Annotated in this window: 15 protein-coding genes and 1 tRNA gene; 6 read left to right on the forward strand and 10 right to left on the reverse strand. The window is 64.5% G+C overall.

The window, feature by feature from the left end; genetic code table 11:
* Nucleotides 1-99: 99 nt before the first annotated feature.
* The 5 genes from CO675_RS32220 to CO675_RS32240 all read right to left on the reverse strand — a co-directional run bounded on the left by CO675_RS32220 (nt 100) and on the right by CO675_RS32240 (nt 7,123).
* Nucleotides 100-189: transfer RNA gene (locus tag CO675_RS32220), tRNA-Ser, on the reverse strand.
* A 431-nt stretch (nt 190-620) separates the two neighbouring features.
* Entirely contained in the window at nt 621-2,072 is a 1,452-nt protein-coding gene (locus tag CO675_RS32225; protein WP_097675798.1) for a trehalose-6-phosphate synthase, read from the reverse strand.
* A 366-nt stretch (nt 2,073-2,438) separates the two neighbouring features.
* Nucleotides 2,439-3,272: a trehalose-phosphatase gene (gene otsB, locus CO675_RS32230; protein ID WP_097675799.1), complete on the reverse strand. Its 834-nt coding sequence runs from the start codon at nt 3,270-3,272 to the stop codon at nt 2,439-2,441.
* 3 nt (nt 3,273-3,275) lie between these two features.
* Entirely contained in the window at nt 3,276-4,766 is a 1,491-nt protein-coding gene (locus CO675_RS32235; protein ID WP_097675800.1) for an MFS transporter, read from the reverse strand.
* 323 nt (nt 4,767-5,089) lie between these two features.
* Entirely contained in the window at nt 5,090-7,123 is a 2,034-nt protein-coding gene (locus CO675_RS32240; RefSeq protein WP_097675801.1) for a methyl-accepting chemotaxis protein, read from the reverse strand.
* 462 nt (nt 7,124-7,585) lie between these two features.
* Between CO675_RS32240 and CO675_RS32245 the strand changes: the two genes are divergently transcribed.
* Together CO675_RS32245 and CO675_RS32250 are read left to right on the forward strand one after the other, a co-directional pair.
* Nucleotides 7,586-8,758, forward strand: a complete 1,173-nt coding sequence (locus tag CO675_RS32245) for an FIST N-terminal domain-containing protein (protein WP_097675802.1) — start codon at nt 7,586-7,588, stop codon at nt 8,756-8,758.
* Nucleotides 8,755-10,128 carry an ATP-binding response regulator gene (locus tag CO675_RS32250; RefSeq protein WP_097675803.1) on the forward strand — a complete coding sequence of 458 codons (1,374 nt, stop codon included), beginning with the start codon at nt 8,755-8,757 and terminating at the stop codon, nt 10,126-10,128. Before CO675_RS32245 ends, CO675_RS32250 begins: the two co-directional genes overlap by 4 nt.
* Here CO675_RS32250 and CO675_RS32255 read toward each other — a convergent pair.
* The 4 genes from CO675_RS32255 to CO675_RS32270 form a co-directional block, all read right to left on the reverse strand.
* Nucleotides 10,123-10,896, reverse strand: a complete 774-nt coding sequence (locus CO675_RS32255) for a LuxR C-terminal-related transcriptional regulator (RefSeq protein ID WP_245453020.1) — start codon at nt 10,894-10,896, stop codon at nt 10,123-10,125. The two genes, CO675_RS32250 and CO675_RS32255, sit on opposite strands and share 6 nt — an antisense overlap.
* Nucleotides 10,897-10,986: 90 nt before the next feature.
* Nucleotides 10,987-11,667 carry a response regulator gene (locus CO675_RS32260; protein ID WP_097675804.1) on the reverse strand — a complete coding sequence of 227 codons (681 nt, stop codon included), beginning with the start codon at nt 11,665-11,667 and terminating at the stop codon, nt 10,987-10,989.
* Nucleotides 11,668-11,703: 36 nt separating this feature from the next.
* Nucleotides 11,704-12,906, reverse strand: coding sequence for a c-type cytochrome (locus CO675_RS32265; protein WP_349644052.1), 1,203 nt, complete (start codon nt 12,904-12,906; stop codon nt 11,704-11,706).
* 27 nt (nt 12,907-12,933) lie between these two features.
* Nucleotides 12,934-14,649 (reverse strand): PQQ-dependent methanol/ethanol family dehydrogenase, encoded by a 1,716-nt coding sequence (locus tag CO675_RS32270; RefSeq protein ID WP_097675806.1) that lies wholly within the window; start codon nt 14,647-14,649, stop codon nt 12,934-12,936.
* Nucleotides 14,650-15,053: 404 nt separating this feature from the next.
* Between CO675_RS32270 and CO675_RS32280 the strand changes: the two genes are divergently transcribed.
* From CO675_RS32280 to CO675_RS32295, 4 genes are all read left to right on the forward strand, one after another.
* The gene (locus CO675_RS32280) at nt 15,054-15,539 is read left to right on the forward strand and encodes a (2Fe-2S)-binding protein (RefSeq protein WP_097675807.1); all 486 of its coding nucleotides are present in this window, start codon (nt 15,054-15,056) and stop codon (nt 15,537-15,539) included.
* A gap of 92 nt (nt 15,540-15,631) precedes the next feature.
* On the forward strand, nt 15,632-17,971 hold the full coding sequence (locus tag CO675_RS32285; RefSeq protein WP_097675808.1) for a xanthine dehydrogenase family protein molybdopterin-binding subunit: 2,340 nt from the start codon (nt 15,632-15,634) through the stop codon (nt 17,969-17,971).
* A gap of 10 nt (nt 17,972-17,981) precedes the next feature.
* On the forward strand, nt 17,982-18,782 hold the full coding sequence (locus tag CO675_RS32290; RefSeq protein ID WP_097675809.1) for an FAD binding domain-containing protein: 801 nt from the start codon (nt 17,982-17,984) through the stop codon (nt 18,780-18,782).
* A gap of 249 nt (nt 18,783-19,031) precedes the next feature.
* The gene (locus tag CO675_RS32295; protein ID WP_097675810.1) at nt 19,032-20,144 is read left to right on the forward strand and encodes a CaiB/BaiF CoA transferase family protein; all 1,113 of its coding nucleotides are present in this window, start codon (nt 19,032-19,034) and stop codon (nt 20,142-20,144) included.
* Between the two features lie 168 nt (nt 20,145-20,312).
* On the opposite strand, the gene hppD is transcribed toward CO675_RS32295, so the two are convergent.
* Nucleotides 20,313-21,431: a 4-hydroxyphenylpyruvate dioxygenase gene (gene hppD / locus CO675_RS32300; protein ID WP_097675811.1), complete on the reverse strand. Its 1,119-nt coding sequence runs from the start codon at nt 21,429-21,431 to the stop codon at nt 20,313-20,315.
* Nucleotides 21,432-21,468 lie beyond the last annotated feature (37 nt).

Genomic DNA, 21,468 nt, shown 5'->3' on the forward strand with positions numbered 1-21,468 from the left:
TTTTAGTACGGCCGGATTTCTCCAGGGCGAGAAAATGCACGAAAACGGCCGAGTTTTCGGGCCTGTCTCCGTTTCGAGGTACGAAATTTTGGGGCCAAGTGGCGGAGAGAGTGGGATTCGAACCCACGGTACGGTTTCCCGCACACACGCTTTCCAAGCGTGCGCCTTAAGCCACTCGGCCATCTCTCCGGGCGGCCTCTCTTGAAGGGCTGAGGCAGATTTTGCAAGGGGTGCGCGGCCGGCGCGCGAAATTTCCCCAATGGATTGAAAATATTGGGTAAATTGGCGGTGGCATCAGCCGCGCCCGATGGCTCCGCTTGCCGCGGCGCGCGATTTTGGCCGCTGGCCGGTCAAAGACCGGTGCAAATCAGGCCATGCCATCGATCGGGCCGGTCCTCGCCACTCCGCGCTGGGAATTCCGCGCTTCCGGCCATGCGGCCTGCGGACCGCCTCAAGCGAGAGCGCGAAACGAGGCTGCGCAGCTCGGGCAGTGATGCCGCGAGAACGGGAGCGGATGGGTTCGCGACATCGCCACAACTTCGCTGTCGTCCCTGCGAAAGCAGGCACGACATAACACCTGGGAGACACGAACCAACACGCCCCACCATGGTCATGCTCGCTCAGTGAAATCGCGCAGCAAGATCCGCCGTGCGGCGCGACCACAGGCTGGGTGGCTCCGGCAGCGCCGCGGCACCCGCATTGTGCGTATCCTGCAACGCCTCGATGAAATCGGCGAACCATTGCTGGATGGTGCCGCTGTTGAGCTTCTCCATCATGGCTTCCCAGCGCATCCGCCGTTCGGTCAGCGGCATCGCGAGCGCCGTCGCCAGGGTGCGCGCCATGCCATCGATGTCGTGCGGATTGACCAGCAGCGCGGCGTCGAGCTCGTTCGCGGCACCGGCGAATTTCGACAGCACCAGCACGCCGGGGTCGGCCGGGTTTTGCGCGGCGACATATTCCTTGGCGACCAGATTCATGCCGTCCTGCAGCGGCGTCACCACGCCGACCTGCGCGGTGCGGTAGAGGCCTGCGAGCACGCCCTGGCCAAAGCCCTTGTTGAGATAGCGGATCGGCGTCCAGTCGACTTCGCCATGCACGCCGTTGACGTCGGTGACGAGCTTGGCGACCTCGCTCGCAAGATTGCCGTAGGCCTCGATCGCGCCGCGCGAAGGCGTTGCGATCTGCAGCAGCGACACCGAACGCTTCAGGTTCGGATGCAGCGACCACATCTTGTCGAACGCCTTGATGCGGTTGACGAGGCCCTTGGAATAGTCGAGCCGGTCGACGCCGATCGCGAGCTTCTCGCCGTTGAGGCTGCGCCGCAGCCGCGTCACGTCGGGATGCATCATCGCCTTGGTCGCCTGCTGCGCGAATTTTCCGGGATCGATGCCGATCGGAAACACCGCCGCGCGGGTACGGCCGAACGACGAATTGATCACGCCGTCGCGCACCGCGAAATCGAGATCGTTCTGCACGTAGCTCAGGAAGTTCTCGCAGTCCTCATCGGTCTGGAAGCCGATCAGGTCATAGGACAGCATCGCCTCGATCAGCTCGCGATGATTGGGCACGCCCGCGATCACCGCGCGCGCCGGCCACGGCGTGTGCAGGAAGAAGCCGATCGGCTGCGTGACGCCGAGATCGCGCAGCTCCGCGCCGAGCGCGAGGAAATGATAGTCCTGGATCCAAAAGACGGAATCAGGCTTGCGGAAGCGCAGCAGCGCGCGCGCCATGAACGCATTCACTTCGCGATAGCTATTATAGTCCTCGTGCGAGGCGCGGATCAGGTCGGCGCGCGAATGCATCGCGGGCCACAGCGCCGAATTGGCAAAACCTTCATAGTAGCCGCCATAGTGCGCGGCCGGCAGATCGAGCATCGCCAGCGCGCCGGCGCCGAGAGCTTCGACTTCTGCAAAAGGTTCCTTCAAGTTCCCATCGCGGACGCGTCCACTGGAACCAACCCAGATTGCCCCTGTCTTTTCCACCACCGGCAACAATGCCGCAGCCAGCCCCCCCGTCATGGGTTCATTGGGTTTTCCGCGCGAGACGCGGTTCGATACGACGACGAGGTTCACCCGGTCCCCTCCTGTTGGTCAACTCGCGTATTAACAACCATTCATCAAGATGGTTCCGAGCGCCCCATTTCCGAAGTTGGCGTCGCGTTCGCCGCGGTTTCTTACGCCAACTTCGGAAGAAAAGGGGCGCTCGCAAACAGCTAATCGCGTGCCGCTGATCGATTTGAAGTTCCTACACGTGCCAGCCGCAAGATTTTAGGAACTTCAAATCGGCGGCACGCGTCAAGGAATCTCCCAATTGAAACCAAATTCTGGCGAAGCGCGAAGGAACTCGCGGGAACTCGCGAAAAGAAAATTTCATGCGAGGTCGCTCACACGACGCAAAAGCACCGCATTCGATTCGCGCGTGGGATGCAGACGATTTGGTTAGGACAGGCTGACGTCCCTATCAACGTCGAGCAGCCGTACGAGAAATTCGCGCACATCGCTCGGCCCGTCGAAATGTCCGGCGACGCCGGTGGCGCGACGTCCGACGGAGAATGCGAGGCCGTTGAAATCGGGCATGATCGCGAACACGGTTTCGTCGGTGACGTCATCGCCGATGAAGAACGGGCGGCGTCCCTTGAAGGGTTCATGCGTCATCAACTCAAGCACGCCGGTCGCCTTGGTGAAGCCGGAATGCTTGATCTCGCAGACGCTCTTGCCCGGCAGCACCTCGATCGGCGCATTCGGCAGCTCGGCGCGGATCAGCGACACGGCTTCATAGATCGCCTTCTCCGCCTGCGGCGCCAGCCGATAATGCAGCGCCAGCGAATAGCCCTTGTCCTCGAGCAGAATGCCGGGACTGAGCTTGGCGATCGCAGCGAGCCGGCGCTTCAATTCCTTGTCGAGCGGCGGCGCATGCGCGGCGACCGCCTCGCTGTCCGGCTGCAGCCGCATCTCGGCGCCATGGCCGCCGACCGCGGGAAACTGCTCCGGCGCGAAGATCAGGTCGATGTCGTTGAGCGAGCGGCCAGAGACCAGCGCCAGCGCGCCGCCCGTGCGATCATGCAATTGCTTCAGCGTGGTCGCGAGCTCCGGCGGCACCCAGACCTCGCGCGGCGTCGGCGCGAAATCGAGCAAGGTGCCGTCGATGTCGAGCAGCACCGCGGTGCGATCCAGCGGCGGAATCAGCGATGCCGGCGCCGGCCTGCTGCCGGTCGTCATGTCAGGGGTGATGTCGTCATCCAGGGGCATTTCGGCCAGTTCATGCTTCGTCATAGTCTACTCCACAAATGCCAACGGCCGCGCGACAGATTCGAGCGGTTTTCGCTCGGCCGCGACGGCATAGCGCCATGCGACGGCTGCGGCGACCAACATGAGTGCCGACCCCAAGAGGTAGCCGGCGAACACGCTGTTGCGTGATCCGGTGTCGATCAGCACACCGAACAGCGCCGGTCCGATCACGCCGCCGATGCCGGTGCCGACAGCATAGAAGACGGCGATCGCAAGCGCGCGGACCTCGAGTGGAAACGTCTCGCTGACGGTGAGATAGGCGGCGCTCGCGGCCGGCGAAGCGAAGAAGAAGATCACCATCCAGGCGATGGTCTGGGTCTGCGCGCTGAACACCCCGATCGAGAACAGATAGCCTGATAGCGCCAGCAGCACGCCCGAGATGCTGTAGGTCAGCGTGATCATGGTTCGGCGGCCAAGCGTGTCGAACAGGCGGCCGAGCAGCAGCGGACCGAGGAAGTTGCCGGCGGCGAACGGCAGGATGTACCAGCCGACATTGCTGGCGGCGATGCCGAAGAAATCGGTCAGGATCAGCGCGAAGGTGAAGAAGATCGCATTATAGAAGAATGCCTGCGCGGCCATCAGCGTGAGTCCGACCAGCGAGCGCTGCCGGTAGGTGGAGAACAGCGTCACCGCGACCTCGCGCAGCGGCGTGTGATCGCGCATCCGGAGCTTGATCTTCTCGAAGCCTTCGCTCGGCTGCTCGTGACCGAGCACGGAGGTCTCGATGCCGGCGACGATCCTGTGGGCCTCTTCGGGGCGTCCATGGATCATCAGCCAGCGCGGGCTTTCCGGAATCCACATCCGCATCAACAGCACGACGAGACCGAGCGCCGCGCCGGTGAAATAGGCGATCCGCCAGCCATGGTCCGGCGCAAGCAACGCAGGATCGAGCAGGACGATGGCGCTCAGCGCACCGATCGCGGCGCCGATCCAGAAGCTGCCGTTGATGACGAGATCGGTCCAGCCGCGATAGCGCGCCGGCACCAACTCCTGGATGGTCGAATTGATCGCGGTGTATTCGCCGCCGATGCCGGCGCCGGTGAGAAAGCGAAACAGCGCGTAGCTCGCGACGTTCCACGACAGTGCGGTCGCAGCCGTCGCCGAGAGATAGAGCGCGAGCGTGATGAAGAACAGCTTCTTGCGTCCGATCCGGTCGGTGAGCCAGCCGAAGCCGAGCGCGCCCAGCACGGCGCCGGCCAGATAGGCGCTGCTGGCAAGCCCGACATCGGCGTTGGAGAAGCTCATCGTGGGGCTCTCCTTCAGCGCGCCCGACAAAGCACCGGCGAGCGTCACTTCGAGCCCGTCGAGAATCCAGGTGATGCCGAGCGCCAGCACGACGCGCGTGTGGAAGCCGCTCCAGCTGAGACCGTCGAGCCGAAGCGGAATCGAGGTCTCGATGATGCGGCTGTCATCGGGCGTGACTGCAGCAGCCGCCGCATGCGTCGTCGCAGAGCTCAATTGTGTCCGCTGCAGTGTCATCAGAATGGACCAATGAGAAAAGCCCCGGAACGTTGTGTTCCAAGGTTCTCTTTCCCAGGATTGCGGCAAACGGAGTGCCCGCCACGCGACGTCAACGCCGCAGACTGACAAGGGTTCCCGCAATGCGGGACAGCGAGGAAAATCTCCGCATCAGTGATAGTAATTCGAGCCGGACTGATCTTGTCGTCCCGGCGCAGGCCGGGACCCATACGCCGCGGCCATCGCAAGGGGCAAGCGGCGAGTTATCCGTACGCCAACGGAGCGCGGTGGTTATAGGTCCCGGCCTGCGCCGGGACGACGATGGTTGATAGACCAGCGCGCCCTTACGCCGCGCGGATGTTCGCCATGAAGCGGTCGAGCTCCTCGCGCAGCCGCGAGCTCTCGACCGACAGCGAACGCGCCGAGTTCAGCACCTCTTCGGAGGCAGCTCCCGTCTCGGTGGCGCCGCGGTTGACCTGGGTGACGCTGGAGGCGGCTTCCTGGGTGCCCTGCGCGACGTTCTGCACGCTGCGCGCGATCTCCTGCGTTGCCGCGCTCTGCTGCTCGACCGAACTCGCGATGTTGGTCGCGATCCCGGAGATCTGTCCGATCGTGCCGCCGATCTCCTTGATCGCGGCAACCGATTCCTGCGTCGCGGCCTGCATGCCCGAGATGTGGGTGGAGATCTCGTCGGTGGCTCGCGCGGTCTGGCTCGCCAGCGACTTCACCTCGGCGGCGACAACTGCAAAGCCGCGGCCCGCATCGCCGGCGCGCGCGGCCTCGATGGTGGCGTTCAGCGCCAGCAGGTTGGTCTGCTCGGCGATCGCCGTGATCAGCTTGACCACGTCGCCGATCTCCTGCGCAGCGCGCGAGAGCTTGCCGATCCGGGCATCGGTCTGCTCGGCCTGACGCACGGCGGAATCGGCGATCTGGCTGGATTCCTTGGCGCGGCGGCCGATCTCGTCGACCGACGCCGACAGCTCCTCGGTCGCGGAGGCCACCGATTGCATGTTGCTGGAGGCCTCCTCGGAGGCGCCGGCGACCTGGCTCGACAGGTTCTGCGTGGTCTCGGCCGTGCGGGTCAGCGTCCCGGCCGCGGATTCGAGCTGCACGGCGGAAGCCGACACGTTGGAGACGATCGAGCCGACGGCGGATTCGAATTCGTCGGCGAAGCGAATGAGCTCGGCACGCCGTGCGGTGGCGCTCGCCTTGTTCTGCGCTTCCTGGGTCGCAGCGTCGCGCTCGGCCTTGGCGACCGCCTGGACCTTGAACTCTTCGACGGCGCCGGCCATCTCGCCGAGCTCGTCGCGGCGACCGAGGCCCGGCAGCACCACGTCGAAATTGCCGGCCGCGAGCTCGCGCATCGCCGCGCACATCGCCGCGATCGGGCGTGAAATGCCCTTGCCGAGCAGGAATGCCCACACCAGCCCGAGCACGAAGCTACCAGCGGCAAGCATCAGGATCAGCTGCTCGGTCTCGCCGATCATGGAATGCGATTCGGTCTCGAGCCGCTTCTGGTCGGCGAGCAGGTCGGATTTCATCCCCGCCGCGCCCTGGCTGATGGCGGCCGCGGATTCCGTCATCTCGACGGTCAATTCGTCGATCGACTTGGCATTCGCGATCAGCTTGGCCAACGCCTCGCGGTACTCTTCAAGCAGTCCGGTGATGTCCTTCACGCCCTGCGCGATCCGCTCGTTCTTCGAGGTGATGCCCTTCACGAGATTGTCGGCGAATTTCAGCCGGGCGAGCGCGCTGGAGGCAACCGTCTTGTCGCCGTTGACGACGAACGTGTTGACGGCGCCGGTGATCGACTGCAGCTGGTCGGCAACCTTCTTTGCGCCGAACTGAATCGACTGCAGCTCGGAATCGTCGGCATTGCTCGGCAGGTCGTCGAGCTTGTAGCGCATCGAGGTCGCGCTGCGGACCAGTCTGTTCTGCGCGGTCTGCGCGCTCTCGTCCTTGATGCGGACGATCTCGGCAAAGATCTTGGTGAAGGCGCGGAATTCGCGCTCCAGCTTGGTGATCTGATCGAGCCGGGCCGGATTGGTGGTGCCCTTCATCGACGCCACGATGGCGTCCTTCAGGCTGGCCTCGGCGGCGAGCGCGGCCTTGGCGTCGTCCTCCTTGCCGGTGGCGACGTAGTAGCGCGCCAGCGAACGGTAGGAGATCAACTCACGATCGATGTTGCGGGCAAGATCGGCTTCGGCGACGCTCTGGCGGTAGGAGCCGACGCCGGCGGAGACCCGCTCGAAGCCCATATAGGCAAAGCCCATGGTGGCTGCCGACAGCGCCAGCGTGACGGCAAAGCCGAGCATGATCTTGGCTTGAAATCTGAGGGTTGGGAACCTGATCGACAGCGATCGCTTGAGTCCCGGCATTCCAACCCCCGTCTTCATTCTGAAAACCACGCGGGGTCCGGCAGCAACCCGCCCCAGCCCCCGGAGGGCAAAACTAAGGCAGAATCAATAAGGCCCGGTAAATGGGCAGCGTCGCCCCCGTATCGGCCCGGTACTACCTTGGTCTGCCCAGGGGGGTGGGCAAGGCGATTGACGCGCGGGTCCGGCCCGATAGTTTAGAACCGATCAAACCTGTCCCTGCCCGGGCCAGGAGAACACATCGGGAGGTGTCCCATGTCATCGCGTCGGTCGGCGCCGTTGGCGCTTGCGGCGAGCGAAGCTGCCGGCGAAGCCGCGCGCCCATGACATCCCCCTCACGACCTGGAATATAAAGGCAGGGCGAACCGCGAACCATCGCGGCATGGCCCGGATGCCCTTACGGCCCGCACGGCTTCAACCGGCCGCGCCAAGAAAAGCAAAAAATTCTGGTCAGGGAGAACGCCTTTGGCGAAGCAGAACGGCAGCGCCACCGACAGTATTGTCGTGGTGCAGGCAAAGACCGGCGGGCCTCAGGAAGCCGCCGACGAGATCGCGCGCCAGTTGGCAGCGGCTGATCTCGCCATGCTCGTGGTGTTCGTGTCGCCGTTCTATGACCCGAAGGAATTCATTGCCGAGCTGTCGCGCCAGATGACTGACGTTCCGATCTTCGGCTGCACCACGGCCGGCGAATTGTCGCCCGGCGGCTGGGACGAGGACAGCGTCGTCGCGATGGGCTTCAATGCCGCCGATTTCGTCATCGCAGCCCGACCGCTGTTCGATCTCGCGACGTTCCGGGTCGATCACGGCCGCTCGATGTGCACCGAATTGCAGAACGAATTCGCGCAGCGCACCGAGCATTGCGATCACACCGACGATTCCTTCGGGCTGCTCTTCATCGATGGCATGTGCCAGCGTGAGGAAACCATCATGTCGGCGATCTACGCATCGCTCGGCGACATTCCGGTGGTCGGCGGCTCCGCCGGCGACGGCCTGCGCTTCGAGAAGTCGTGGATCTTCTACGGCGGCGAAGCCTTTACCGACGCTGCCGTCCTGATCCTGATCCGGACCCGGCTGCCGTTCCGCACCTTCAAGTGCGACCATTTCGAACCGACCTCGACCAAGATGGTGGTAACCGAAGCGGACATCGAGCATCGTATCGTCAAGGAATTGAATGCCGAGCCCGCCGCACTGGAATATTCCCGCGCCGTCGGCCTCAGCGACAGCAAGCTCGAACTGTTCTCCTTCGCCGCGCATCCGGTCCTGGTGCGTGTCGGCGGCGCCTATTACGCGCGGTCGATCCAGCGCACCAATCCGGACGGGTCGCTGCAATTCTTCTGCGCGATCGACGAGGGCATGGTGCTGACCGTGGCGCGCGAGCGCGACCCGATCGACGTGACGAGCCGCCTGCTCAAGGAGCTGACCGAGGATCTCGGCGAGGTCTCGATGTTCATCGGCTTCGAATGCGTGCTGCGCCGGCTCGACGTCGAGCAGCGCCAGCTGTCGCGGGAGATGTCGGAGCTCTATCGCCGCAACAAAGTGATTGGCTTTCAGACCTATGGCGAGCAGTATCGCTCGATGCATGTCAACCAGACGCTGACCGGCATCGCCATCGGCAAGCGAGCTATCGCGCCGCAATGACCGACAGCAAGACCACGCGCATTGCGGCCCTCGAACGCGAAGCCGAGAAGCTGCGCAAGATCAACGCCGCGCTGATGTCGCGCGTCGAACGGTCGACCGACCAGCAACTCAACGCCTTTTCCTTGTTCGAGACCGCGATCGCGCTGGATCAGCAGGTGCGCGACCGCACCCAGCAGCTCAAGCAGGCGCTGCAATCGCTGGAGAAAACCAACGGACGCCTGCTGCAGGCCAAGCAGCAGGCCGAGGCGGCAAGCTCGCTGAAATCATCGGTGCTGGTTTCGGTGACGCACGACCTGTTGCAGCCGCTCAATGCGGCGCGGCTGACTCTGTCCGCGCTCACGGAAATGGCCCGCGAGCCCAAGAGCGTCGCACTGACCGACCAGATCGACCGTTCGCTGGCGACGCTCGAAGACATGTTGCGGACGCTGCTCGACATCTCGAAGCTCGACGCCGGCGTGCTCAGGCCCGAATTCGGTCCGGTCGCGATCGCCTCGCTGTTCGAGCCGCTTGAGCACGAATTTGTGGCGACCGCGGCCAAGCGCAACCTCGGCTTCAAGATCATGCCGTCGTCGGCCGTGGTCCGCTCCGACCCGCTGATGCTGCGCCGGATCCTGCAAAACCTCGTGGCCAACGCGCTGCGTTACACCCAGCGCGGCACGGTGCTGATGGGATGCCGCCTCAAGGGCGACGACATCTGCATCGAGGTGCATGACACCGGGCCGGGCATCCCGGAAGCCCAGCGCGAAGCCATCTTCGTCGAGTTTCAGCGCGGCGAAACCAGCGCCGGCGACAAGGCGGGCATCGGGCTCGGCCTTTCGATCGTGCGCCGGTTTGCCGACCTGCTCGGCCATAACATCAGGCTGAGTTCGCACGCCGGCAAGGGCTCGGTGTTCTCGGTCACCGTGCCCCGCACCTTCGATCCGGTTGCGATCCCCGTGCGCGAACAGGCCAGCGTCGACCATCGCTATGGCGGCATGGAAGGCGCGAAGATCCTGCTGATCGAGAACGACCTCTCGAGCGCCGAGGGCCTCGCCCATCTGCTGGAGAAATGGGGCTGCGACGTCGCCGTGACGATCTCCAAGACCGAGGCGCTGGAGCGCATCCACGCACTGGACGGCATTCCCGACGCCATCATCGCCGACCTGCACCTCGACAATGGCGAGACCGGCATCCAGGCCGTCGACGTGATCCGCGGCGAGATCAACGCCAAGGTTCCGGCGATCATCGTCACCGCCGACTACTCGGCCAAGGCCGCCTCCGACGTCTCGGCCTTCGGCCACGAACTCTTGAAGAAGCCGATCAAGCCCGCCGAGATGCGCTCGCTGCTGTCGTTCCTGCTGGCGGCGGAGCAGTCGGGCGCGCGATTATGATTCCGCGCTATGCGGGGGCGGGGCCGTCACCGGCGCATGGTCGTGCTTGCCGAAATCCAGTTTCGACAGCGCAATGATGGCCTCGGTCCGGCTGCGCACACCTAGCTTCCGCAGGATCTCGGAGACATGCACCTTGACGGTGGTGACCGAGATATCGAGCTGATAGGCGATGTGCTTGTTCTGCAGGCCGTGGCAGATCATGTCGAGCACACGAAGCTGCTGCGCGGTGAACTGGCCGAGCTGCTGCACCAATTGCTTGGTGTCGGCCTGCCCCTTCCGCGCAGCGGCCGAATCGCGGAAGCGCGTCGGCAAGCACACCTCGCCTTCGAGAATACCGCGCAACAGGCGGGCCAGCTCGAGCTTCGGCGTCGACTTCGGAATGAATCCGGAAATGCCGAGCGAGATCGCGCCGCCGATGATCCGGGAATCGTCATGCGCCGACACGATCACGAGCGCGCTGCGCGGCGCCGCGGCCCGCACCCGGTAGGCGCCGAGCAGGCCCGTGGTGCCCGGCATCGAGAGATCGAGCAGGATCAGATCGAGGCCGTCGCGTGCGGCGATCACGTCGAGCGCGCCATCGATCGAGGTCGCCTGCAGCACCTCGGCGTCGGGAAACTCGGCCCCGATCACACCGATCAGGGCAGCACGGAACAGCGGGTGGTCCTCGACGATCAGCAGTCGAGGCGCACCCGCCTTATCGAGCGGCGGCTCGTCCGCCAGGGGCGCGGTCGTGGTCAATGCTGCGCCGTCCTCCCTCGGATCGCTCATGACAGCCATTGTGCGCAGGACATTATCTCAAAGCCGACCGGCAGCCTATAGGTAGCACCCCGGATGCCCTCGCCTTGCAGCGCAGCAAACTTAGGGCGCCTTCTCTGCCTTCGCACCCGAGCTGGCCTCAAGGACGGGAAGCGGAATCTTGCCGAGCTCGATGATCGCCTTGTTGCGGCTGAACAGCTTCAGCTTGCGCAGGATCTCGGTGACATGCGCCTTCACGGTGGATTCTGCGAGCTTGAGCTCGGCGGCGATCTCGCGATTCTGCAGACCGCGGATGATCAGGTGAAGCACCCGAATCTGCTGCGGCGTCAGCTTCTGGATCCGCTCGCGCAGCGTCCGCGCCGTCTCAGACTGTTCCAGTGCGCCGACCGCAACGAAATCCCGCGGCGCGGAGACCGAACCGCTCAGCACCCGCGCGATCGCCTGCGACAGCTCGCCGAGCGAGGTCGATTTCGGCAGATAGCCGACCGCCCCCATCTCCAGCGCCTCGCGGATCGTATGCTTGTCCTCCTCGCTCGAGACGATGGCGATCGGCAGCCGCGGATAGCGGTCTCTGATCTTCTGGAATCCGGAGAAGCCGACCACGTCGGGCAGCAGCAGATCGAGCAGCGCGAGATCGATGTTGGGCTCGGTGGCGAGGATGCCCAGCGCGCCCTTGATCGAGGTGGCCTCATAGATCCGGGCATCGGGATGCGAGATGCGGATGGCGTTGCCAAGCGCCTCGCCAAACAGGGGGTGATCGTCGATGATCAGGAACCCCATCATGAGGACCCTCGCACTGCTATTCGCCAATGGCGGCGGCTAGTTCGACCCGCCGGTATCCTGCACACTCTGCAGATAGGCATACACGTTTCTGAGCTCGTCGTCGCTGAAGACGTCCTTCCAGGACGGCATGCCCTTGGCTGGTCGCCCGTCATGGACCGTCTTCCAGAATGTCGCTTCCATGTCGTCAGCATAGCGCTTCTTGAGCAGCCTGAGATCGATCTTTCGCTCGGCCTGCACCGCATCCGGACCGTGACAATGCGCGCAGGTGCCGTTGAAGACTTCCCGTCCCGCCGTGGCGTCGCCCTTGGCATCCCCGGTGGTCGCAGCCGTTTGAACCGGTTTCTCGGTCGCGGCCGCCTGCCCGACCGTCACCGGCTCGGCCGCGCCAGTGGACGACGTCGTTGCCCGATCTGCCTGGCCGAACTTCACCGGAGCGCCGTCCGGCACACCGTATTTGGCAAATAGCGCGGAAATCTCCGGCTGCAGCGTCGGCAGCACGCCGTCGACCTCATCGCGCAACGCGCCGGACGCCTTGGCGAAGCCGATCGCGGTCGCCCAGAGCAGGCCGTCACCCTCGGTCGAAACGATCTGGTACTTGTCGCCGTAGCTGGTCTTGTTGAGCCACCCCGCCACCGGCGCCCAGATGAAGGCGATGTCCGCCTTGCCCTGTTCGAGGGCCGCCATGCCCTCCTCCGGGCTCAGCACCGTGACCTTCTGGATGTCGTCACGCAGCGCCAGCAGATTTTGCGGCGTCGACTGATACTGCACCGCAACCCGCAATCCCTTGAGGTCGTCGATGCCGGCAAGCTTGCGATCCTTGCCGCCGACCAGCGCGTAGCCTTCGTGGGCAATCGGCTTGGAGAAAATCACCGCCGGGCCCATGAAATCGTCGATCAGCGGCAGGCCCACCATGGCGTCGCACTGCTTGCTGAGCAGCGTTTCCCGCACGGTGCGCTTGCCGAAATAGGACTTGTACCAGTTGGTGCTCACCGTGCGGCCGAGCTTTTGCGCCACCGCCTGGCCGATCTCGAGATAGAGGCCGGGCTTGCCCGGTTGGTCGCTCGAGAACGGCAGGTTGGTCGGGTCGGCGCAGAGCCGCAGCGGTGGTTTTGTCTCGTCGGCGCCGGCCGCCAGGGCCGGCACCATCAGCAGGGCGGAGAGCAGCACGGTCCGGATCGCATGTTCCAACCGCGTGTTGCGCGAGGGGGTGCGCAGTTCGTTTCGGGCGATGCAGGACACGGACAATGCTGCCTCCTAGACGATTGTTTACTGCAGGGCGAACACGAACAGCGAGCCGCCTTCGGGCGCCGCGGCGACCATCTTCTTGCCGATGTCACCGAGGAAGGCCGGCAGCGCCGCGGTGCGCCCGACCACGATCGCGACATACTGCTTGCCGTCGACCGAATAGGTCACTGGACCTGCGCCGATGCCGCTGCCGAGGTTCTTGCTCCACAGCACCTTGCCGTTCTTGGCATCGATGGCGCGGAAGTCGCCGTGCAGATTGCCTGAAAACACCAGGTTGCCGCCCGTCGTCAGCGTACCGCCGTTGAAGGGCAGGTCTTCCTTGATGCTCCACACCTTCTTGTTGGCGATCGGATCCCAGGCCACGAGCTCGCCGAGGAAGCCGCCGGGGCCCGCCTTGGTCGGGAATTCGGCGCCGAGATAGAACACGCCGCGCTTGTAGTTCACGTCAGAGACCGACCAGTCCATGCAGACGTTGTTGCTCGGGATGTAGACGAGGCCGGTCTGCGGGTTGAACGACATCGGCTGCCAGTTCTTGCCGCCGATCAGGTTCGGGCAGATGTCCTTGGCGGGGTGGCCGGGGCCCGGACGCTTGTCCGGATCCTCTTCCGCCCGCATCGTGTTGATGTCCCACTTCTTGGCCCAGTTGGCGAAGACGTACTTCTCGGCCGAGATCATCTTGCCGGTCTCGCGGTTGGCCACGAAGAAGAAGCCGTTGCGGTCCGCCTTCATCAGGACCGGCGTCTCGCTGCCCTTGATCTTGAGGTCGGCGAGCAGCAGCTCGTTGACGCCGTCATAATCCCAGGCGTCGGCCGGCGTGCCCTGGATGTGCCACTTGATCTTGCCGGTGTTGGGATCGATCGCCAGCGTCGAGGCGGTGTAGAGGTTGGTCAGCTTGCCAAAATTGCCGTCGCCGGTGGAGCGAACGCCGGTATTCCACGGTCCCGGATTGCTGGTACCCCAGTAGACGGTGTCGGACTTGGCGTCGTAGGAGCCGACCAGCCAGGCGGCGCCGCCGCCATGCAGCCCGGTGTCGCCCTTCCAGGTGTCGCTGCCGGGTTCGCCCGGCGCCGGCACCGTGAAGGTCTGCCAGAGCAGCTTGCCGTCCTTGAGATTGAAGGCCTGCAACGAGCCGCGGACGCCATATTCGCCGCCGCCGAAGCCGGTGATCACCTTGTCGCGGACGATCAGCGGCGGCGAGGTGATGACCGAGCCCTGCTTGTAGTCGACCACGGTCGAGGTCCAGAGCTCCTTGCCGGTCTCGGCGTCGAGCGCGGTCAGCTTGCCGTCGAGGCGGCCGACGAAGATCTTGCCGTCGGCGTAGGACACGCCGCGATTATTGACGTCGCAGCAGGCGTATTGAAGCACGTCATCCGGAATATCGGGCTGCCAGGTCCATTTGCGCGCGCCGGTCGCGGCGTCGATGGCATAGACGTATTTCGGACCCCACGACGTCGACACATACATCGTCTTGCCGATCACGACCGGCGAGGACTCGTTGGAGCGCAGTGATGCGAGCGACATCGAGTAGACCAGCTGCAGCTTGCCGGCGTTCTCGGAATTGATCTGCTTCAGGGGGCTGAAGCGTGTATTGCCGTAGTCGTGGCCGGCGATTGCCCATCCGTTCGGATCGGACGCCGCCTTCACGACGGAATCATTGGCTTTCGATGCGCCAATGCTTGCCAGCGCCATGGCGACCAGCGACACACCGGCAAAGAAAATCCCGCTCCTCAGCTTCATTGGCTTCCTCCAATATGGTTTCGTTGCCGCGATGGATGCATCGCGCGCGCGGATCGATACCCAATTTCATGAACCAGCGATCTTCTGTCGCTGCGTCGGCATTGAAAATGACAGCAACGCTATTGCGTCGTTATAGGCGGAAGGTAGTAGCGATCGCGGCGGCGTTTTTCGGCGCGCCGTCGCACCATCCGCCTGCCGAAAACCGCTTGCAGTGCGGTGTGATTTCGTCGCTCCGGAGCATGCTCCCGGCAGCTTGCAAATTGCCCCTCGAACGGCTGCCTGCTAGGATCGGAAGTACAGCCCGGCGCCTTCACGACAGGGCCGCACCTACGACTTTGATCGCGGTTACGTCCCATATGAAGCGTGGTCTACTGGGCCCATAACGAAGCTATTGGGAGAAACGCGTGTCTACAGTCAAACTGACGGTAAACGGCAGGGCGGTTTCGGTCGACGTCGAGGACCGGACCCTCCTCGTGCATCTCTTGCGCGAAAACCTCAACCTCACCGGCACCCATGTCGGCTGCGATACCAGCCAGTGCGGCGCCTGCGTCGTCCATGTCGATGGGCGGGCGGTGAAATCCTGCACCATGCTGGCCGGCCAGGCCGCCGGCTCCAACGTCACCACGATCGAAGGCCTCGCCAAGGGCGACGAGCTGCACCCGATGCAGGCGGCCTTCCGCGACAATCACGGCCTGCAGTGCGGCTATTGCACCCCCGGCATGATCATGTCCGCGGTCGATATCGTGCACCGCCATGGCGGCAAGCTCGATGAGGAAACGGTTCGCCACGAGCTCGAAGGCAACATCTGCCGCTGCACCGGCTACCACAACATCGTCAAGGCGGTGCTCGATGCAGCCGGCCGCATGAAGGTCGCGCAGGCCGCCGAATAGCCGGCCCACGCACTACACACGATCAAGCTCATCACCGCCGGTCTCGATGGAAACGGCGGCAAAATCGAATCTCCGGTCGGGAGGACTAGACCATGGGTGTTGAAGGAATTGGCGCACGCGTCGTGCGCAAGGAAGATCGCCGGTTCATTACCGGACAAGGAAAATACGTCGACGACGTTAAAATAGTCGGCATGAGCTACGCTCACTTCATCCGCAGCCCGCATGCGCATGCCAAGGTCAAGGGCATCAACTCCACCGAGGCCATGAAGATGCCCGGCGTGATCGCGGTGCTGACCGGACAGCAGATCGTCGACGACAAGGTCGGCAACCTGATCTGCGGCTGGGCCATCACCTCGAAGGACGGCTCGCCGATGAAGATGGGCGCGTGGCCGGCGATGGCGCCGGAGACCGTGCGCTTCGTCGGACAGGCGGTCGCGGTCGTGATCGCCGAGACCAAGAACCAGGCCAGGGACGCGGCGGAAGCCGTCGTCGTCGACTACGAAGAGCTTCCCGCGGTGGCCGACGTCAGGGCCGCGATCAAGTCGGGCGCGCCGCAGCTGCATCCCGAAGCTCCCGGCAACATCGTCTATGACTGGCACATCGGCGACGAAGCCGCGGTCGGCGACGCCTTCGGCAAGGCCGCCAACGTGGTGACGCTCGAGCTCACCAACAACCGCCTGGTGCCGAACGCGATGGAGCCGCGCGCGGCGGTCGCGCATTACGACCAGGCCGAAGAGCACTACACGCTCTACACGACCTCGCAGAATCCGCACGTCGCCCGCCTCGTGCTGTCGGCGTTCTACAACATCGCGCCCGAGCACAAGCTGCGCGTCATCGCACCCGATGTCGGCGGCGGCTTCGGCTCCAAGATCTACATCTACCCGGAGGAGATGGTGGCGCTGTGGGCCTCGAAGAAGGTCAACCGCCCCGTGAAGTGGACCGGTGATCGCTCGGAGGCCTTCCTCACCGACGCGCATGGCCGCGACCATGTCTCGAAGGCGGAGATGGCGTTCGACAAGGACAACAAGATCCTTGGCCTGCGGGTGAAGACCCACGCCAATTTCGGCGCCTATATGTCGCTGTTCTCCTCGGCGGTGCCGACCTATCTCTACGCGACGCTGCTGTCGGGCCAGTATGTGATCCCGGCCATCTACGCCGAGGTGATCGGCGTCTACACCAACACCACGCCGGTCGACGCCTATCGCGGCGCCGGCCGTCCCGAGGCGAGCTATCTGCTCGAGCGGATGATGGAGACGGCGGCGCGGCAGCTGAAGGTCGATCCGACCGAGCTGCGCAAGAAGAACTTCATCAACGCGTTCCCGTATCAGACGCCTGTGATCATGGCGTATGACATCGGCGACTTCCACGCCTCGATCGATGCGGCGATGAAGGCGATCGACTATGCCGGCTTCCCTGCCCGCAAGGCCAAGGCGAAGGCCGATGGCAAGCTGCGCGGCATCGGCGTCTCCTGCTACATCGAGGCCTGCGGCATCGCGCCGTCGAAGGCGGTCGGCAGCCTGGGGGCCGGCGTCGGTCTATGGGAATCGGCGGAGATCCGCGTCAATCCGGTCGGCACCATCGAGGTGCTCACCGGCTCGCACAGCCACGGCCAGGGCCATGAGACGACGTTCTGCCAGATCATCGCCGAGCGGCTCGGCGTGCCGATCAGCCAGGTCTCGATCGTCCATGGCGACACCGACAAGGTGCAGTTCGGCATGGGCACCTACGGCTCGCGCTCGATCGCGGTCGGCGGTGCGGCGATCGTGAAGGCGATGGAGAAGGTGGAAGCCAAGGCCAAGAAGATCGCGGCGCACGCGCTCGAGGCGTCCGAGAGCGACATCGTGATCGAGAACGGCGAGTTCAAGGTCACCGGCACCGACAAGGCGATCGCGCTGCCGATGGTCGCACTCGCCGCCTACACCGCGCACAACCTGCCCGACGGCATGGAGCCAGGCCTGAAGGAGACGGCGTTCTACGACCCGACCAACTTCACCTTCCCGGCCGGCGCCTATATCTGCGAGCTCGAGGTCGATCCGGGTACCGGCAAGACCTCCTTCGTCAACTTCGTGGCAGCGGACGATTTCGGCCGGCTGATCAACCCGATGATCGTCGAAGGCCAGGTCCATGGCGGCCTTGCGCAGGGCATCGGCCAGGCGCTGCTCGAAGGCGCGGTCTATGACGACACCGGTCAGCTCGTGACCGCGTCGTTCATGGACTACACCATGCCGCGCGCCGACGACCTGCCGTCGTTCCAGCTCTCCCACACCACGACGCTGTGTCCGGGCAACCCGCTCGGCGTCAAGGGCTGCGGCGAAGCCGGCGCGATCGGCGCCTCTGCTGCCGTGATCAACGCGATCACGGACGCCATCGGCAACAACAAGCTGGAAATGCCGGCGACGCCCGATCGCGTCTGGCACGCCATTCACGGTTGAGGAGGATACGATGTACGAGACCACTTATCACCGCGCATCCTCGATCGACGATGCCGTGGCGCAGTTCGCCAAGGGCACGGAGTCCAGATTCCTGTCCGGCGGACAGACCCTGCTCCCCGTGATGAAGCAGCGCCTTGCTTCGCCATCCGATGTGATCGACGTCGCCAAGATCAAGGACATGATCGGCATCGAGGTGTCCGGCGACACCGTCACCATCAAGGCCGCAACCACGCATTACGACGTGGCGCAAAGCGACGCCGTGCAGAAGGCGATCCCGGCGCTTGCCAATCTGGCGTCGATGATCGGCGATCCCGCCGTGCGTCATCGCGGCACGATCGGCGGCTCGCTCGCCAACAACGACCCGGCGGCGGATTATCCGGCGGCAGTGCTGGCGCTCGGCGCGACGGTCAAGACCAACAAGCGCTCGATCGCGGCGGAGGACTTCTTCAAGGGCCTGTTCACGACGGCGCTGGAAGATGGCGAGATGATCACCGCGGTGTCGTTCCCGGTCCCGGCCAAGGCCGGCTATGCCAAGATGCGGCATCCGGCCTCGCGCTTCGCGCTGACCGGCGTGTTCGTCGCCAAGACCAAGTCGGGTGACGTCCGCGTCGCCGCGACCGGTGCGTCGCAAAGCGGCGTGATGCGGGTGGCGCCGATCGAGCAGGCGCTGAAGGCGAACTGGGCGGCCTCGGCGCTCGACAGCGTCACGATCGCGGCGAGCGGCCTGCTCGCCGACATCCACGGCTCGGCGGATTACCGCGCCAACCTGGTGAAGGTGATGGGACAGCGGGCCGTGACCGCGGCCGGCTGATAGCGCCTAAACACAAATCGAGCGGCGGCGCGCAGCAATGCGCGCCGTTCGCGTTTCACAGGTGCCTCGTTTTACCGGCGCTTCGAGGCAAAAGACGCTTGCCTCATCGCGCGTTCGGCGAGACAATTTAGCTAATCAGCTAATTAAAAATACCGTCCCACGGGCGGCTGGGAGAACGCATGACATTCGGCATCAAGCCTGCCGCAAACACCTCAGCCGTGTAACGCTCCACAACCAACGGATAACAACGTGCTCGATAAACCCGCCTCCCAAACTGCCGCTCGCACCTCGGGCCCGCTCGCCGGCTTCCGCATCGTCGAATTCGCCGGCATCGGCCCCGGCCCGTTCGCCTGCATGCTGCTCGCTGACATGGGCGCCGAGGTCATCACGCTGGACCGTGTCGGCGCGGGCAAGAATTTGAAGGCGGTGGCAACCCGCGGCCGCAAGGTCATCGAGCTCGACCTCAAGAACAAGGCGGCGATCGCGGAAGTGCTCGACCTACTCAGCCACGCCGACGCACTGATCGAAGGTTTTCGTCCGGGCGTGATGGAACGCCTGGGCCTCGGCCCGGACGTCGTGCTGGCGCGCAATCCGAAGCTGGTCTTTGGCCGCATGACCGGCTGGGGCCAGGAAGGCCCGCTGGCGAACGCCGCCGGCCACGACATCAACTACATCTCGATCACCGGCGCGCTGGCGGCGATCGGCACCAAGGAGAAGCCGGTGCCGCCGCTCAACCTGGTCGGCGATTTCGGCGGCGGCGCGCTCTATCTCGTGGTCGGCGTGCTCGCAGCGCTCTTGGAAGCGCAGAAGTCCGGCAAGGGCCAGGTGGTCGATACCGCGATGTGCGACGGCGCGGCCTCGCTGATGTCGATGTTCTACGACATGGCGGCGCAGGGCCGCTGGAGCGGCGGCCGCGACCAGAACTTCCTCGACGGCGGCGCGCATTTCTACGGCGTCTACGAATGCTCCTGCGGCAACTTCATCTCGATCGGCTCGATCGAACCGCAGTTCTATGCGCTGCTGCGCAAGCATGCCGACCTGACCGATGCCGACTTCGATGCCCAGATGGACCGCAAGGCCTGGCCGGCGCTGAAGGCGAAGCTGGAGAAGGTGTTCAAGAGCAAGTCGCGCGCCGACTGGTGCAAGATCATGGAAGGCACCGACATCTGCTTTGCGCCGATCCTGACCATGGAGGAAGCGCCGAAGCATCCGCACATGGCGGCCCGCCAGGTGTTCGTCGAGCGCCACGGCGTCACCCAGCCCGCCCCCGCGCCGCGCTTCTCGCGCACGCCGTCGGCGATCCGCGAGCCGGAGCTGGCGAGCATTGGCGACGTGACCAGCGCGTGGAAGGCGGGGAAGTAAATCTCGCCGTCGTCCCGGCGAAGGCCGGGACCCACTACCCCAAATGCCGGCTATTGTACGACGTTGGGGCCGCGATCCCTTCTACAACCAGACTCGGTGGTTATGGGTCCCGGCCTTCGCCGGGACGACGACTGTGAGTTTTGAGCGAGCGCGCTCCCCTCCAAGGGCCTACGCCGCGTGATCGACCTTCAGCACGCCACGGCGGATCTGGTCTTCTTCGATCGATTCGAACAGCGCCTTGAAGTTGCCTTCGCCAAAGCCGTCGTCGCCCTTGCGCTGGATGAATTCGAAGAAGATCGGCCCGATCGCATTCGCCGAGAAGATCTGCAGCAGCACCTTGGTCTGGCCGCCCTCGACCACGCCTTCGCCGTCGATCAGGATGCCGTTGCTCTGAAGCCGCGCGATATCCTCGCCATGCTTGGGCAGGCGGGCGTCGATCCGCTCGAAATAGGTGTCGGGCGGCGACGGCATGAAGGGCAAGCCGTCCGCGCGCAAGGTCTCGACGGTGCGGTAGATATCGCGCGCGCCGCAGGCGATGTGCTGGATGCCCTCGCCGTGATAGATGTTGAGATATTCCTCGATCTGCCCGGAATCGCCGGCATCCTCGTTGATCGGAATCCGGATCTTGCCGTCCGGGCTGGTCAGCGCGCGGGAGAACAGGCCGGACGCGCGGCCTTCGATGTCGAAGAAGCGGATCTGGCGGAAGTTGAACAGTTTTGAATAGAAGCCGGTCCAGACATCCATGCGGCCGCGATGGACGTTGTGGGTGAGGTGATCGATGTAATAGAGGCCCGAGCCTGCGGGACGCGGATTTTCCTCTCCCAACCACTCGAACTCGGCGTCATAGGCGGAGCCCTTGGCGCCGTAGCGATCGACGAAATACAGCAGGCTGCCGCCGATGCCCTTGATCGAGGGCACATCGAGCGTCTTCCCGGCGGCCGAGGCATCCGCCGGCTCGGCGCCGAGCGCGATCGCGCGCTCATAGGCGCGCTTCGCATCGACCACGCGGAACGCCATCGACGGCGCGCAGGGACCGTGCGCGGCGACGAAATTGAAGCCGTGGCTGCCCGGCTCCTCATTGACGAGATAGTTGATGTCGCCCTGGCGATAGACCGTGATGTTCTTGGTCCGGTGGCGGGCAACCGCGACAAAACCCATCAGCTTGAACAGGGCATGCAGCTCGCCGGGGTTGGGGTGGGCATATTCGACGAACTCGAAACCGTCGGTGCCCATCGGGTTCTCGGTGCTGATTTCGGCCGGCGGCGCATCGTGCGGAAACGGACCCATGGCGGTAACTCCCTGATTTGTCTGGGGATCAGTTTCC

It is taken from the genome of Bradyrhizobium sp. C9, assembly GCF_002532045.1.
Lineage (GTDB): Bacteria > Pseudomonadota > Alphaproteobacteria > Rhizobiales > Xanthobacteraceae > Bradyrhizobium.

What these genes read in the sequence shown, in the direction of transcription:
- CO675_RS32235 (WP_097675800.1), bottom strand. Translation starts at nt 4,766, where the DNA reads ATGACACTGCAGCGGACACAATTGAGCTCTGCGACGACGCATGCGGCG.
- hppD (WP_097675811.1), bottom strand. Translation starts at nt 21,431, where the DNA reads ATGGGTCCGTTTCCGCACGATGCGCCGCCGGCCGAAATCAGCACCGAG.
- CO675_RS32250 (WP_097675803.1), top strand. Translation starts at nt 8,755, where the DNA reads ATGACCGACAGCAAGACCACGCGCATTGCGGCCCTCGAACGCGAAGCC.
- CO675_RS32255 (WP_245453020.1), bottom strand. Translation starts at nt 10,896, where the DNA reads ATGAGCGATCCGAGGGAGGACGGCGCAGCATTGACCACGACCGCGCCC.
- CO675_RS32290 (WP_097675809.1), top strand. Translation starts at nt 17,982, where the DNA reads ATGTACGAGACCACTTATCACCGCGCATCCTCGATCGACGATGCCGTG.
- CO675_RS32240 (WP_097675801.1), bottom strand. Translation starts at nt 7,123, where the DNA reads ATGCCGGGACTCAAGCGATCGCTGTCGATCAGGTTCCCAACCCTCAGA.
- CO675_RS32285 (WP_097675808.1), top strand. Translation starts at nt 15,632, where the DNA reads ATGGGTGTTGAAGGAATTGGCGCACGCGTCGTGCGCAAGGAAGATCGC.
- CO675_RS32260 (WP_097675804.1), bottom strand. Translation starts at nt 11,667, where the DNA reads ATGATGGGGTTCCTGATCATCGACGATCACCCCCTGTTTGGCGAGGCG.
- CO675_RS32270 (WP_097675806.1), bottom strand. Translation starts at nt 14,649, where the DNA reads ATGAAGCTGAGGAGCGGGATTTTCTTTGCCGGTGTGTCGCTGGTCGCC.
- otsB (WP_097675799.1), bottom strand. Translation starts at nt 3,272, where the DNA reads ATGACGAAGCATGAACTGGCCGAAATGCCCCTGGATGACGACATCACC.